Source organism: Bradyrhizobium sp. 17, from assembly GCF_023073515.1.
Lineage (GTDB): Bacteria > Pseudomonadota > Alphaproteobacteria > Rhizobiales > Xanthobacteraceae > Bradyrhizobium > Bradyrhizobium canariense_D.
This window is the reverse complement of record NZ_JADPJQ010000128.1, coordinates 1-14,103: the sequence shown is the minus strand read 5'-3', so window position 1 is coordinate 14,103 and position 14,103 is coordinate 1. Positions and strand designations below refer to the sequence as shown.

The 14,103-nt window shown below is 64.6% G+C and carries 11 protein-coding genes and 1 tRNA gene; 3 read left to right on the top strand and 9 right to left on the bottom strand.

What is annotated here, in order from left to right; translation table 11 throughout:
• Positions 1 to 15 precede the first annotated feature (15 nt).
• Complete coding sequence (locus IVB13_RS35130) at positions 16 to 1,029, top strand: 1-aminocyclopropane-1-carboxylate deaminase (RefSeq protein WP_085348408.1); 1,014 nt, start codon at positions 16 to 18, stop codon at positions 1,027 to 1,029.
• 202 nt (positions 1,030 to 1,231) lie between these two features.
• Here IVB13_RS35130 and recQ read toward each other — a convergent pair whose 3' ends face one another.
• The 6 genes from recQ to IVB13_RS35100 form a co-directional block, all read right to left on the bottom strand.
• Positions 1,232 to 3,097: a DNA helicase RecQ gene (gene recQ, locus IVB13_RS35125; RefSeq protein WP_018452866.1), complete on the bottom strand. Its 1,866-nt coding sequence runs from the start codon at positions 3,095 to 3,097 to the stop codon at positions 1,232 to 1,234.
• 121 nt (positions 3,098 to 3,218) lie between these two features.
• Positions 3,219 to 3,962 carry a polysaccharide deacetylase family protein gene (locus tag IVB13_RS35120; RefSeq protein ID WP_026232410.1) on the bottom strand — a complete coding sequence of 248 codons (744 nt, stop codon included), beginning with the start codon at positions 3,960 to 3,962 and terminating at the stop codon, positions 3,219 to 3,221.
• 103 nt (positions 3,963 to 4,065) lie between these two features.
• A complete protein-coding gene (locus IVB13_RS35115; protein WP_018452864.1) occupies positions 4,066 to 5,067 on the bottom strand; it encodes a homoserine O-succinyltransferase in 1,002 nt (333 codons plus the stop codon).
• Positions 5,068 to 5,079: 12 nt separating this feature from the next.
• Positions 5,080 to 6,381, bottom strand: coding sequence for an O-acetylhomoserine aminocarboxypropyltransferase/cysteine synthase family protein (locus IVB13_RS35110; protein ID WP_085348411.1), 1,302 nt, complete (start codon positions 6,379 to 6,381; stop codon positions 5,080 to 5,082).
• Between the two features lie 379 nt (positions 6,382 to 6,760).
• Positions 6,761 to 8,335, bottom strand: a complete 1,575-nt coding sequence (locus IVB13_RS35105; protein WP_018452862.1) for an amidase family protein — start codon at positions 8,333 to 8,335, stop codon at positions 6,761 to 6,763.
• A 257-nt stretch (positions 8,336 to 8,592) separates the two neighbouring features.
• Positions 8,593 to 8,682 (bottom strand) — tRNA-Ser (locus IVB13_RS35100).
• Positions 8,683 to 8,878: 196 nt separating this feature from the next.
• Here IVB13_RS35100 and IVB13_RS35095 point away from each other — a divergent pair.
• Positions 8,879 to 9,220 carry a hypothetical protein gene (locus IVB13_RS35095; RefSeq protein WP_018452861.1) on the top strand — a complete coding sequence of 114 codons (342 nt, stop codon included), beginning with the start codon at positions 8,879 to 8,881 and terminating at the stop codon, positions 9,218 to 9,220.
• Between the two features lie 51 nt (positions 9,221 to 9,271).
• On the opposite strand, the gene IVB13_RS35090 is transcribed toward IVB13_RS35095, so the two are convergent.
• From IVB13_RS35090 to IVB13_RS35080, 3 genes are all read right to left on the bottom strand, one after another.
• Positions 9,272 to 10,735, bottom strand: a complete 1,464-nt coding sequence (locus tag IVB13_RS35090) for a trehalose-6-phosphate synthase (RefSeq protein ID WP_018452860.1) — start codon at positions 10,733 to 10,735, stop codon at positions 9,272 to 9,274.
• 238 nt (positions 10,736 to 10,973) lie between these two features.
• Positions 10,974 to 11,795, bottom strand: coding sequence for a trehalose-phosphatase (gene otsB / locus IVB13_RS35085; protein ID WP_018452859.1), 822 nt, complete (start codon positions 11,793 to 11,795; stop codon positions 10,974 to 10,976).
• 3 nt (positions 11,796 to 11,798) lie between these two features.
• The gene (locus IVB13_RS35080; protein ID WP_026232409.1) at positions 11,799 to 13,286 is read right to left on the bottom strand and encodes an MFS transporter; all 1,488 of its coding nucleotides are present in this window, start codon (positions 13,284 to 13,286) and stop codon (positions 11,799 to 11,801) included.
• 182 nt (positions 13,287 to 13,468) lie between these two features.
• Here IVB13_RS35080 and IVB13_RS35075 point away from each other — a divergent pair, with 182 nt between their 5' ends.
• Entirely contained in the window at positions 13,469 to 13,807 is a 339-nt protein-coding gene (locus IVB13_RS35075) for a DUF3175 domain-containing protein (protein ID WP_018452857.1), read from the top strand.
• Positions 13,808 to 14,103: the final 296 nt, after the last annotated feature.

The window sequence follows — 14,103 nt, the reverse complement described above, 5'->3', positions numbered from 1 at the left end:
CGGGATGACCTGACGATGCTCGAAAAATTCGCGCGCTATCCGCTGACCTTTGGTCCGACGCCCATCGAGAAGCTGGAGCGGCTGTCAAAGCATCTCGGCGGCAATGTCGAGGTCTATGCCAAGCGCGAGGACTGCAATTCCGGCCTCGCTTATGGCGGCAACAAGCTGCGCAAGCTCGAATACATCATCCCCGACGCGATCGCCTCGAACGCCGACACGCTGGTCTCGATCGGTGGCGTGCAGTCCAACCACACCCGCATGATCGCGGCCGTCGCGGCCAAGATCGGCATGAAGTGCCGCCTGGTGCAGGAGGCCTGGGTGCCGCACGAGGACGCCGTCTATGACCGCGTCGGCAACATCATGCTGTCGCGCATCATGGGCGCCGACGTGCGCCTGGTCGACGACGGCTTCGACATCGGCATCCGCAAGAGCTGGGAGGACGCGATCGAGGAGGTGAAGGCGGCGGGCGGCAAGCCCTATGCGATTCCCGCCGGCGCCTCCGTGCACAAATTCGGCGGCCTCGGCTATGTCGGCTTCGCCGAGGAAGTGCGCAAGCAGGAAGCCGAACTCGGCTTCAAGTTCGACTACATCGTGGTCTGCACCGTCACCGGCTCGACCCATGCCGGCATGCTGGTCGGCTTCGCCGCCGATGGCCGCGCGCGAAAGGTGATCGGCATCGACGCCTCCTTCACCCCGGCGCAGACCAAGGCGCAGGTGCTCTCGATCGCACAGAACACGGCCAAGCTCGTCGAGCTCGGCAAGGATCTCGTCGCCGACGACGTCGTGCTGATCGAGGATTATGCTTATCCCGCCTACGGCGTGCCGTCGGAAGAAACCAAGGAGGCAATCCGCCTCACCGCGCGTCTCGAAGCCATGATCACCGACCCCGTCTACGAGGGCAAGTCGATGCAGGGCCTGATCGATCTCACGCAGAAGGGCTATTTCGAGAAGGGCGCAAAGATCCTCTACGCCCATCTCGGCGGCGCGCCGGCGCTGAACGGCTATGGATATGCGTTCCGGAACGGCTAGCGCGTCGGTGATGTGAGGCGGCGCGCACCTCCCGACGAGTGTCGTCCTGGCGAAAGCCAGGACCGATTACCCCGACTGCCAATTGTTGAAACACGCTGAGGCAGTCAGCGTGCCTTTTCCTACGGCCCGTGGCTATGGATCCCGGATCGGCGCTCCGCTTCGCTGCGCTTGTCCGGGATGACGGCGGAGGTGTGCCCGCGCCCTACCGCGTCCTGACGATCTGCAGCAGCTCGTCGCCGTAATGCTCGAGCTTCTTGTCTCCGATGCCGGGCACATTGCGCAGTTCGTCCAGCGTGGTCGGCCATGCGCGAACGATGCCGTCGATGGTGGCGTCATGCAGCACGACGTAGGCCGGCACGCCACGTGCGCGGGCAATGTCCGAGCGCCACGCTCGTAGCCGCGCGCGCAATTCAGGATCGACATCGCCCTGCGGCGCGTCGGCTGCCGGGGCCAGATCACCGCGGCGGGACTTGGCGCGGCTCGAACGGATCCGGACGCCGGGCGCCTCTTCGCGCAGCCACACTTCCGTTTCGCCCCGCAGCACGCCGCGCGACGAATCCGTCAGCTTCAGCGCGCCGAACGATTCGCTGTCACTCAGCAAATGTCCCATCGCCACGAGCTGCCGCAGCACCGTACGCCACTGCTTCTCGTTGAGCTCGCGTCCGATGCCGAAAACGGTGAGCTTGTCGTGACCGAACTGCGTCACCTTCTCGGTCAGGCGTCCGATCAGCACGTCGATGAGGTGCATCGCGCCGAAACGCTGCCCGGTGCGATAGGCACAGGATAGCAGTTTTTGCGCCAGCACCCTGCCGTCGCGCATTTTCGGCGGCGTCAGGCAATTGTCGCAATTGCCGCAGCCCTCGCCCATCACGATCTCGCCGAAATAGGCGAGCAGCCGCCGGCGCCGGCAGTGCGGCGTTTCGGCGAGGCCAACGAGCGCATCGAGCTTGCCAATCGAGACCCGCTTGAATTCGTCGGAGCCGCTCGACTCGTCGATCATGCGGCGCTGCTGCACGATGTCCGAGAGACCGTAGGCCATCCAGGCCGCCGACGGCTTGCCGTCGCGGCCGGCGCGTCCTGTCTCCTGGTAATAGGCCTCGATGCTCTTGGGTAGATCGAGATGCGCGACGAAGCGCACGTCCGGCTTGTCGATGCCCATGCCGAAGGCAATGGTCGCGACGATGACGATGCCGTCCTCGTTGAGGAAGCGGTCCTGGTTGCGCGAGCGCACGCTGCTGTCGAGCCCGGCGTGATAGGGCAATGCGGCAATGCCGGCGTCGTCGAGCGCCGCGGCGACCTCCTCGACCCGTTTGCGGGAGAGACAATAAACGACGCCCGCATCACCTGCGTGACGCCCCCGGATGAAATCCTTGAGCTGCGACACCGCGTTGCGCTTGTCGACGATCTCATAACGGATGTTGGGACGATCGAAGCTGGAGACGAAGTGCGGACTGTCTGCAAGCTGAAGCCGCTCGACGATCTCCTTGCGGGTCAATTCGTCGGCAGTCGCGGTCAGCGCGATGCGCGGCACGTCGGGAAAGCGCTCGGCGATGATCGACAGGCCGACATATTCGGGGCGGAAATCATGGCCCCATTGCGAGACGCAATGCGCCTCGTCGATCGCGAACAGCGCCACCTTCGCCCGCGCCAGCAGCGCCAGGCAGCGCGGCGTCAGCAGCCGTTCCGGCGCGACATAGAGCAGGTCGAGATCACCCACGATCAGGCGCCGCTCGATGTCGGAGGCTTCCTGCGGGGTCAGCGACGAGTTCAGCGCGGCCGCGTTGACCCCGGCTTCGAGCATGGCGGCGACCTGGTCGCGCATCAGCGCAATCAAGGGCGACACCACGACACCGCAGCCTTCGCGCAGCAGCGCCGGCAATTGATAGCACAGCGACTTGCCGCCGCCGGTCGGCATCAACACCAGGCAATTGCCGCCGCCGGTGACGTGCCGGATGATCTCGCCCTGCGCGCCGCGGAACCCGGGCAGGCCGAACACCGAACGCAGCACCGACAGCGCATCGCGGCCCTGGGCCGGCGCAGGCAGCGGAGCGGTGGAAGGAGAGGACATGGGCATGTCGGGGTGAGGCCGTGAGATTCGTCACAAGGCCAGTCGCATGACCGCGCAGGCGTGGCAAGGCTGTTTGCTCCGCAGGACGCCGCCTTCCACCCTTCGTGGGAAGAAAACTTTCTTACGCCCCGATCCTCCGCAGCGCTTCCGCGACCGTCACGATCGGCATGTCGCGCCTCGCGGCGGCCTGCAGCGCATGGCGCATCAGGTCCGGCGTGCAGCCATACGGGCTCGGCGCGTTGGCGACGTCATGACCGTAGAAGATCAGCCATCCGCCGCTCTCGACCGCCTCGTCGAAATAGCCATCGACACCCGTCGTATTGATCTCGCGATCGACCAGGGGCGAGGCCCGCAGGAACTGGAGATCGATGACGTCGCGATTGACGCCGGGAAGGATGCCGCGCGCCGAGCGGAAGGTCTTGGCGAGCTGCGGCTTGCGCCACACCGACGCGATGCCATAGGGGTAAGCAAAATTTTCGAGCGTGATCGAGGAATCGATGCCGCGAAAATGGCTGCGGTTTCGCTCGATCTCGCGGGCCATGGCGGTCTCGTCGAGATTGACCGCACTCTGGTGCGAGAAGGTGTGGCACGCAATCTCGTGCCCCGCCCGGTGAAGCCGCACGATCGCGTCGTTCGACAGGCCGTGCCAATGGTCCGAGGGACGATCGACCAGGCTGCCCGCGAGATAGAAGGTACCGCGGCCGCCATGCTGCTCCAGAAGCTCGGCGCCCTCGCCTGCGGCGCTATCGGGGGCATCGTCGAAGGTGAAGCTCACCATGGGCGCATGCGCGGGCAGACGGTGCGGCGCGGCACGAAAGTGCCGGGCCAGCCGATTGCTCACGCGTCCCTGGAGTGCCGACCACACGACTCGCATTTCCTGTCTGCCCCGCCGTCACTGAAGCATTCGTGCGCCGCTCGAGGCAAGCTACACACTTCGTTAGTCCTAACGTCGATGCCGTCGTCCCGACCTAACGTGCAAGCACCGACGCGTCGGTCCCCGCGCCGAGATATTGCAGCCAGTTCCGGAACAATGCCGCCGCGGCGCTGCCCGCGGCAATATCGGCACGCAAATTCAGCGCGGGCAGCTCGTTGCTGAGCGCGGGGTGGCGCTGGTGCCTTGCCTGTTTCTCGAAGCGGACCAGCTTCTCTTCGGTCGAAGCGTCAAAATAGCTCACGGGCAGATGCGGATAATTGTCGCGCTCACGCGCGAGATAACGGCCGATGTCGCGCAGATATTCACGCTGAAGCGACAGCGCGTCATATTCCGGATGGCCCTGGAAGAACACGAATCGGCTGGCATATTGGCGGACGAAGGTATCGACGCCGGCCTTTGCCGAACGCGTCAGCACCTGGTAGCCGGCCTCAACGAGGTCGCTCTCGGCGATCTCGTTGAGACGCGAATGCGAGACCTTGAGGGGAGCGGGCGCGGCCCGCGTCAGCGGATCCCTGGTCACGGCTTCGCAGTCGAAAATGCCGTGACATTTGGCCGGCAGCGGCCGCCGTTCGATGCGGTCGAGATGCAGCACCGCGGCATGCGCAGCGAGGCACGACCAGATCGTCGAGCGCGTGTTGACCTTGGCCCAGTCGATCAGCTCGGTGAGATCGCGCCAATACGGTTCCTGGTCGAGCTCAGGCGCGATCGGCTCGGCGCCGGTCACGATCAGGCCGTCGAACCTGTGGCGTCTGAGCTCGGTGAGTTCCGAGTATTCGCTCTCGACATGCCATCTCGCTTCCGGCGAGCGCTTCACCGAAGGCAGCGAGAAGCAGTGAAAGCGGATGCGGCGCGGACCTGCTGCGGCTTGCAGCAGCTTCATGAATTGCCGCTCGGTCGCCTTCAGCGCCGGATCCGGCATGTTGTTGATCAACCCGATCGTGAGCTCGGTGCCGCCGGGCTCGCGCGCCAGATCGCCCGCTCCCGGCACCAGCGCCGGGCTCGATATAGCTTGATCCCTGTCGATCAGGATCGTCATCGGCGCAGCCGCCTACTCCGCGGCCTGGAGGCGCGCGGACGGGCAGGCCTTTTCCAGTGCCTGATCGAGGTCCTCGATGATGTCCTGGCAATGCTCGATGCCGATCGACAAGCGGATCGTTTCCGGCAAAACGCCGGCGACCCGCTGCTGCTCCGCCGACATCTGCCGGTGCGTGGTCGAGGCCGGATGGCAGGCCAGCGACTTGGCATCGCCGATATTGACGAGGCGCGTGATCAGCTTCAGCGCATCGTAGAAGGACTTGCCGGCTTCCATGCCGCCCTTGATGCCGAAGGTGAACAGCGACGAGGCGTTGCCGTCGAGATATTTCTGCACCAGCGGATAATAGGGACTGTCCGGGAAGCCGGTGTAGTTGACCCAGGCCACGCGCGGATCCTTGCGCAGGAATTCGGCGACCTTGCGGGCGTTTTCGCAGTGGCGCTCCATGCGCAGCGCGACGGTTTCGATGCCCTGGAGCAGCAGGAAGGCGTTGAACGGCGACAGCACCGAACCCATGGTGCGCTGATAGATGCTGCGCGCGCGCTCGATATAGGCTGTGCGGCCGAAGCGCTCGGCATAGACGAGGCCGTGATAGGAGGCATCCGGCTTGTTGTAACCGGGGAAGCGGTCGGCGTGCTTGGCCCAGGGGAAATTTCCGGAGTCGACGATGGCGCCGCCGAGCGTGGTGCCGTGACCGCCCAGAAACTTGGTCAGCGAATGCACGGCGATGTCGGCGCCGTAATCGAACGGCTTGAGCAGGATGGGCGTTGCAACGGTATTGTCGACGATCAGCGGCACGCCGTGGGCGTGGGCGACCTTCGCCAGTGCTTCGATGTCGCAGACATTGCCGGCGGGATTGCCGATGGTTTCGGCGAACACGGCGCGGGTGTTCTCGTCGATCAGCCTTTCGATTGCCTCGGGCTTGTCGCTCTCGGCGAAGCGGCCGGTGATGCCCTGCCGCGGCAGGATGTGCGAGAGCAGCGTATGCGTGGTGCCATAGAGCTGCGGCACGGAAACGATGTTGCCGCCGTGATCGGCGACGTTGACGAAGGCGAAATGCAGCGCGGCCTGCCCGGTCGCGACCGCAAGCGCGCCGACGCCGCCCTCGAGCTCCGCGATACGCTTTTCCAGCACCGCGCTGGTCGGATTGGCGATGCGGCTGTAGCGATAGCCTTCGGTCTCGAGATTGAAGAGCGCCGCGCCGTGATCGGCGCTGTCGAAGGCGTAGGCCGCGGTCTGGTAGATCGGCACGGCAACCGCGTGCGTGGTGGCTTCGGGCTCGTAGCCGGCGTGAATAGCGATCGTCTCGTTGCGCATCGTGCCACCTCCGCGTGGAGCGGGCCGCACTTATTGGCCTGTATGAGGCATGTGCGTTGTCCGCCGTCCCTCTGTTAGAGGCGGGTGGTAAAGCGGACAATAATTCGTCTAGAGATCGAGGAAGTAACCCTAACGGTTGTTGGGGAATTGGCTAAAATTCAAGTCAAATTGGATTAATGAAGTTTTGCGGTTGGCGGCAGCGAACACGCTGCACTCCCTTCTCCCCTTGTGGGAGAAGGTGGCGCGAAGCGCCGGATGAGGGGTCTCTATCCATACGGCCAAGCTTGCGTTAGCGGAGAGAGACCCCTCACCCGTCTCGCCGCTGCGCGGCGAGCCACCCTCTCCCACAAGGGGAGAGGGAAACAACTTCGCTGCCCTATCAGTCCATCTGTTCCCACAGCCGATGGGCGAGCACGCCGGCGCGCTTCTCGATCGCGGCCGCTGCATCGAGCGCGAGATCCTCGCGATAGCGCCCGGCAATGAGCTGCACGCCGATCGGCTGGCCATCGTGCAGCGTCACCGGCACCACGGCGCCCGGCAGGCCCAGCACGTTGATCGCGGAGATGAAGCGGATCTCGCCCCAGAAAATCTCGCGCACGCGCTGGGGGCTGACAGTGTCCTCGCGCGGGCTAGGCGTCGGCTTCACCGTGGTCGGTGCCAGCACCACCGGATACTCCTCGAAGAACAATTGCCAGGCGCGAATGTGGCCGTTGCGCGCGGCGGTCGCCTGCATCCAGGCCTTGAGGTCGAGCACGTTGGCCTTGGCTTTCATGCCGCCCCACGCCTTGTGGAAGTCTTCCGACGTCACCTTCAGCATGCCGGCCTCCTGCATCACCATCGTCTCGTTGGTGATGATGTCGCACCAGGTCTGCCAGACGCCGTCGATGTCGGGCACATCGACCTCGCTGACGCGATAGCCGGAACGCTCCAGGTGATCGGCGGCCTGACGCAACGCCGCCGCGACGTGCGGATCGACGTCCATGTCTTCAGGAATCCTGGCGAGCGCGACCTTGATCGGCCCCTTCGGCTTCGGCCCGACCAGCGGCGCCGGTACCCACCAGGGATCGCGCGGATCGCGCTGGCTCATCACCTCCAGCGCGAGCCTGACGTCGGCGACGTGGCGGGCGAGCGGCCCCTGCGCCGACATCAGATGCGCCAGCATCGGCCGCTCGGCGGTTGCGCTTGCGTTGAAGGCCGGAATACGTCCCTGCGTCGGCTTGATGGTCGCAACGCCGTTGCAATGCGCCGGCCAGCGCAGCGAGCCGCCGATGTCGTTGCCGTGCGCGATGGTGCCTATGCCGGCGGCGACCGCCGAACCCGCACCGCCCGAGGAGCCGCCGCAGGTGATATTGGGATCCCAGGGATTGAGCGTCAGCCCGTGCAGGGGATTGTCGGTGAAGCCGCGGAAGGAGAATTCCGGCGTGTTGGTGAGGCCGATGATGATCGCGCCAGCCTTCTTCAGGTTGCGCACCACCGGCGAATCCGACGGCGCGATGAGGTCCTTGTTGGCGGGGACGCCATTGAAGTTCGGACGGCCCTCGTAGTCGACGTTCTCCTTGATCGTGATCGGTACGCCGTGCAGAAGGCCGAGCTCGCCGCCCTTCGCGCGCCGCTTGTCGGCCGCATGCGCCGCGGCCAGCGCCTCCTCAGAGAGATCGACGACAACCGCGTTCAGTCGCGGATTGACGGCCCGCATCCGCTCGAGATGCGCCTCGACGGTCTCGACCGCCGAGATGGCGCTGGAGCGGATGGCGGCTGCGGTCTCGACCGCCGACCATTGCCAGGCCGGGCCTTTTGGGCGGCGTGGTGCCGATGATTTGCGCGGAGCTGCCTGCTTGACCGGCTTGGTTGCAGCCTTCGCGACCTTGCCCTTGCGAACGGCGCTTGTCTTGCTGGAGGTCTTCGCTGCTTTCTTCGCAGCAGATTTCTTCCTGGTCGCCGTCTTCTTCGCCACGTCGCATCTCCTCACATTGCGCCGCGGAAGTTATGGAGGTCACGCCACCGTGTACAGGCGCGTTTCTGCATGGCGCGACTTCACGACGCGTTGTGGCGGCCGAAGGCGCGCGAGAGACGCTCATGCACCTTTGGGGCTTTTCCCACGACGCATGTACTGGTTGAATGATGGAATAAACTGCGGCCAGGTTGCCGCATCGCGACCGGGTTTTGACGCCGCCATTTGGACAGCGGCAATTGGAGCGGACACGGGGCTGATGGCGGAGAGAGTGGGATTCGAACCCACGGTACGGTTTCCCGCACACACGCTTTCCAAGCGTGCGCCTTAAGCCACTCGGCCATCTCTCCGGAGCGCACTCTCTTGAAGGGGCGCCGGTGATTTTGCAAGGGATCGCGGGGAAATCGGATGATTTTTCCGTAAGATATTGTACTTTATAGACAATATCAGGCGCCACGGCGACGCTTGGAACCGGCCGCCCGCTGAACCGGCGGCGGGTTTGGCGCGACGATTCACTCAAGACCGTCAAACACGTCCGGGGGCACCATGACCATCCGCAACACCATTGCCGCGCTGAGCCTGATTTGGGCCCTTGCCGCTGCCTTCGCCGGACCGGCCGCCGCCCAGGTCTGCACCCGGCACGGGGTTGATGTCAGCTGTGACGACGGACGGCGCGGGATGCTTTCGGGCGATGCCATCCTCTGGCCGGACGGCACGCGCTCGAGCGCGACGCCGCATCAAAGCGTCATCATCGGCCACAAGAGCTCAGTGCATGTCGGGCCCGGCGTGTTCGTCGGCCAGGGCAAGGGCATGGTGCCGCTCGACGATCCGAACGCGCCGAACAAGCGGCAGTGTGCGATTCTGGAGGGCGTGTCGTACTGCTATTGAGGCTGTCGTCTTCGCCCCTGCCCTCGCTGTAAAGAACGGGGGAGAAGAAGACTAGATCAACCGCACGCCTGAGATCGCCGACTTGAGCCAGCGCAGCGCTTGCGGCGGCTGGTTGGCGAGCGGCGCGACTGCAGCCTTCTCCGTCCGGCACTTCTCCAGTTCAGCGACGAAATCCGCCGACCATTGCTGGATGGTGTGGCCGCGCAGCTTCTTCATCATCGCATCCCAGCGCATCTTGCGCTCGGTGAGCGGCATCGCCGCCGCGACCGCGATCGCGCGCGCCATGCCGTCGATGTCATGCGGATTGACCAGCAGCGCGGCGTCGAGCTCGTTGGCCGCGCCGGCGAATTTCGACAGCACCAGCACGCCGGGATCAGCCGGATTTTGCGCAGCGACGTATTCCTTGGCGACAAGGTTCATGCCGTCGTGCAGCGGGGTCACCACGCCGATCTGCGCGGTGCGATAGAGGCCCGCGAGCACGGCCTGGCTAAAGCCCTTGTTGAGATAGCGGATCGGTGTCCAGTCGGCCTCGCCGTGGCGGCCGTTGACGTCGGACACGAGCCGCGCGACCTCGTTCTGCAAATTGCCATAGGCTTCGATGGCACCGCGCGAGGGATTTGCGATCTGTAGCAGCGAAATGCTGCGCGCAAAGTGCGGATGCTCGGTCCAGAGCCGATCGAACGCGCTGATGCGGTTGACGAGGCCCTTGGAATAGTCAAGCCGGTCGACGCCGATCGCGAGCCGCTCGCCGTTGAGACTGCGGCGCAGCCGCGACACGTCCGGATGCGACGCCGACTTCGCCGCGTATTGCGCGAACTTCTCGGCGTCGATGCCGATCGGAAACACCTCGCAGCGTGTTCGGCCATGCTGCGAGATCGCAACGCCGTCTTCGACGGCGAGGCCGAGTTCGCCCGCGACATAGCTGAGAAAATTCTGGCAATCGTCATTGGTCTGGAAGCCGATCAGGTCGTAGGCCAGCATCGCCGTGATCAGCTCACGATGATTGGGCACGCCCTGCATCACCGCGGCGACAGGCCATGGCGTATGGAGGAAGAAGCCGATCGGATCGTCGACGCCGAGATCCCGCAGCTCCGCACCGAGCGCGAGGAAATGATAATCCTGCACCCAGAACGCGGTTTGCGCTTTCCGGAAGCGCATCAAGGCGCGCGCCATGAAGGCGTTGACCTCGCGATAGCTGACATAGTCGTCGCGCGAGACGCGGATCAGATCGCTGCGCGAGTGCAGCGCCGGCCACAGCGCCGAATTGGCAAAGCCCTCGTAATAGCCGCCATAGTGCGCCGCCGGCAGGTCCAGCGTCGCAATCGCGCCCGAACCCAGTGCTTCGATCTCGGCAAACGGCTCCTTCTGATGACCGTCACGCACACGGCCCGAGGAACCCACCCAGATCGCGCCCGAATGTTCCACAACGGGTAGCAAGGCCGCCGCGAGACCGCCCGTCATGGGCTCATTGGGCTTGCCGCGCGCGACGCGATTCGAAACGACGACTAAGTTCACAGGTCGTCCCCTCCTGTTTCATTCCACCCCATTTAACTGCCGTTCATCAATATGGTTCCTGATCATCCTTTGCACCAATTGAAACCAAAATCGGGCGTGCGCGTTGGAACCGGTTTACCTCCAGGCAACCTGACGATTTCGCTACACAAAGCCGGATTTGGAACCGTGGCGCGCGCAGCATGAAGCGACGCGCTGGAGGAATTACGCACGCGATATGTGGCTCCGAGATGTCGGTGCCTTATTCCAACCTTGAGTCGTCGAGCAGCCGCGCAAGGAACGTGCGCACATCGTTCGGGGCGTCGAAGTGCCCGTTGACCCCCATAGCGCGGCGACCAACCGAAAAGGCGAGCCCATTCATGTCGGGCATGATCGCGAACACGGTTTCGTCGGTGACGTCATCACCGATGAAGATCGGACGGCGCCCCTTGAAAGGCTCGTGCTTCATCAACTCGCGCACGCCGGTCGCCTTGGTAAAACCGGAATGCTTGATCTCGCAAACGAACTTTCCGGGCAGCACCTCGATCGGCGCATTGGGCAGGTCGGCGCGGATCAGCGAAACGGCTTCGTAGATCGCTTTCTCCGCATGCGGCGCAAGGCGGTAGTGCAGCGCCAGCGAATAGCCCTTGTCTTCGAGCAGAATGCCGGGACTGAGCTTGGCCACCGCCGCGAGCCGCCGCTTCAGCTCCTTATCCAGCGGCGGCGCGCTGACGGCATCGGCTTCGTTGTCAATGGAAAGCCGCATCTCGGCGCCGTGGCCGGCGACGGCGCGAAAGACATCGGGCGCGAAGATCAGGTCGATGTCGTTGAGCGAACGCCCGCTGACCATCGCCAGCGCGCCCGACGTGCGCTCCGTCAGCCGGTTCAGCGTTTCCGACAGGCCTGGCGGCACCCACACCTCACGCGGCGTCGGCATCAGGTCGAGCAGTGTCCCGTCGATGTCGAGCAGGATCGCTGTTTCATTGAGATGCGGCACGAGTGCGTGGGGCACCGGCACCGCATCGGGCGCTTCATCGTCGACCATGGTGCGCTTTAGATCCAATTCAGCCAGTTCCGATTTCATAGTCTACTCCATGGACGCAAGCGGCCGCGCGATTTCTTCGAGCGATCTGCGTTCCGCCGAGATGGCATAGCGCCACGCCACGATCGCGGCCGCGATCATCAGGAACGCCCCCAGCAAATAGCCTGCGAACACGCTCGTGCGTGATCCCGTGTCGATCAGCGCCCCGAACAATGCGGGGCCGATCACGCCGCCGATGCCGGTGCCCACCGCATAGAACACCGCGATCGCGAGCGCGCGGACTTCCAAGGGAAAAGTCTCGCTGACGGTGAGATAGGCGGCGCTCGCGGCGGGCGAGGCAAAGAAGAAGATCACCATCCAGGCGATGGTCTGCCCTTGCGCGCTCAAGGCGCCGATCGAGAACAGATAACCCGACAGCGCCAGCAACACGCCCGACGCGCCGTAGGTGAACATGATCATGGTCCGGCGGCCGAGCGTATCGAACAGGCGGCCGAGCAGCAGCGGACCAAGGAAATTGCCGGCGGCGAAGGGAAGCAGATACCAGCCGACATGATCGGCGCTGATCCCGTAAAAATCGGTCAACACCAGCGCAAAGGTGAAGAAGATGGCGTTGTAGAAGAAGGCCTGCGCGATCATCAGCACGAGGCCGACCATCGCGCGCTGGCGATAGACCGAGAACAGCGTGTGCACCACCTCGCGGATCGGCGTGTGAGTCCGCATTTTCAGGCGGATCCTGGCGAAACGCGCGTGGCTCGTCTCCTGGCCGTGTCCGAGCACCGAGCGCTCGACCTCGTCGACGATCGCGTGGGCCTGGTCGGGACGGCCGTGGATCATCAGCCAGCGCGGACTCTCCGGAATCCACATCCGCATCAAGAGCACGACGAGGCCGATGGCCGCGCCGATGAGATAAGCGAGGCGCCAGCCGAGATCGGGGCCGATCACCGCGGGATCGAGCAGCACGATGGCCGCCACGGCGCCCATGGCGGCACCGATCCAGAAGCTGCCGTTGATGACGAGATCGGTCCAGCCGCGATAGCGCGCCGGCACCAGTTCCTGGATGGTCGAATTGATCGCAGTATATTCGCCGCCGATGCCGGCGCCGGTGAGGAAGCGAAACAGCGCGTAGCTCGCGACATTCCATGACAGAGCGGTCGCGGCCGTCGCCGAGAGATAGAGCGCGAGCGTGATGAAGAACAGCTTCTTGCGACCGATGCGATCGGTCAGCCAGCCGAAGCCGAGCGCGCCGAGCACCGCGCCCGCGAGATAGGCGGAATTGGCAATGCCGAGATCGAGATTGGAGAAATGCAGGGAGGGGCTTTGCTTCAGCGCGCCGGAGAGCGCGCCGGCCAAGGTCACCTCGAGGCCATCCAGAATCCAGGTGATGCCGAGCGCAAGCACGACGCGGGTGTGAAATCCGCTCCACGGCAGCGCGTCAAGCCGTGCAGGAATGCTGGTTTCGATGATGCGATCGGCCGCGGCCACCGTGGAGACCACAGGTCCATCGTTCGGCGCTGGGCTTCGCTGCAATTCCATCGCGTTGTTGCATCTGACCAATGGACATGGCCCCGGTTCACATGGCGTGGATGGGGGCGATCCGATCAAGGGGGTGCGGCATTCCGCCTGCCACCTGCGACAACGTCTGCGGCAGGGGCGGGTTCCAGCAGGAACGACCGCTGACGGCGCTGGTTTTCGGTGGAGCCGCAAGGAGTTGACGCATGGCTCATGCCAGAAAGACGACACATTCTCGCAAAACATCGGCGCGCAAGAGCACCAGACGCGCCGCACCGAAGCGCTGGTCACAGCGCGTGACGAAAGAGAGCGACGCGCTCGACCTCAAACAAGGCGTGTTCAAGCTGACCAGTGCGAAGGAGATCGCGGCTTCGTTGAAGCGCTCGGCCGAGCACAGCGCGCGTCGCAAGACCGGCGCCTACCGCTCGGCGCTGTCGATGCTGACGTTCTACATCAACCGCGCCGGCAAGACGCTGCCGCAGACGCAGCGCACGCGGCTGGAGCGGGCAAAGGTGGAGCTGAAGCGGGCGTTCGGGAGGGAGTGAGCGCCAGGTCGTCCTGGACAAGCGCAGCGCCGATCCAGGACCTATTACCCCAGGGAGCGGTTTGGCGATGACTCGGAGTTGGCAGTTCGCCCGGCAACTCCGCCTTGGGTAATGGGTCCTGGATCGGCGCTGCGCTTGTCCAGGACGACGGCGGAGGCGTGGCGCGAAGGTCGAGCGCTACGCCGCCCGGATATTCCCCATGAAGCGGTCGAGCTCGGCGCGCAGGCGGGTGCTTTCGGACGACAGCGTCTTGGCCGAATGCAGCACCTCTTCCGAGGCCGAGCCGGTTTCGGCGG

Coding starts and splice junctions, on each gene's coding strand:
- otsB (WP_018452859.1), bottom strand. CDS start 11,795: ATGAAATCGGAACTGGCTGAATTGGATCTAAAGCGCACCATGGTCGAC.
- IVB13_RS35115 (WP_018452864.1), bottom strand. CDS start 5,067: ATGACGATCCTGATCGACAGGGATCAAGCTATATCGAGCCCGGCGCTG.
- IVB13_RS35130 (WP_085348408.1), top strand. CDS start 16: ATGCTCGAAAAATTCGCGCGCTATCCGCTGACCTTTGGTCCGACGCCC.
- IVB13_RS35095 (WP_018452861.1), top strand. CDS start 8,879: ATGACCATCCGCAACACCATTGCCGCGCTGAGCCTGATTTGGGCCCTT.
- IVB13_RS35110 (WP_085348411.1), bottom strand. CDS start 6,381: ATGCGCAACGAGACGATCGCTATTCACGCCGGCTACGAGCCCGAAGCC.
- IVB13_RS35080 (WP_026232409.1), bottom strand. CDS start 13,286: ATGGAATTGCAGCGAAGCCCAGCGCCGAACGATGGACCTGTGGTCTCC.
- recQ (WP_018452866.1), bottom strand. CDS start 3,097: ATGTCCTCTCCTTCCACCGCTCCGCTGCCTGCGCCGGCCCAGGGCCGC.
- IVB13_RS35075 (WP_018452857.1), top strand. CDS start 13,469: ATGGCTCATGCCAGAAAGACGACACATTCTCGCAAAACATCGGCGCGC.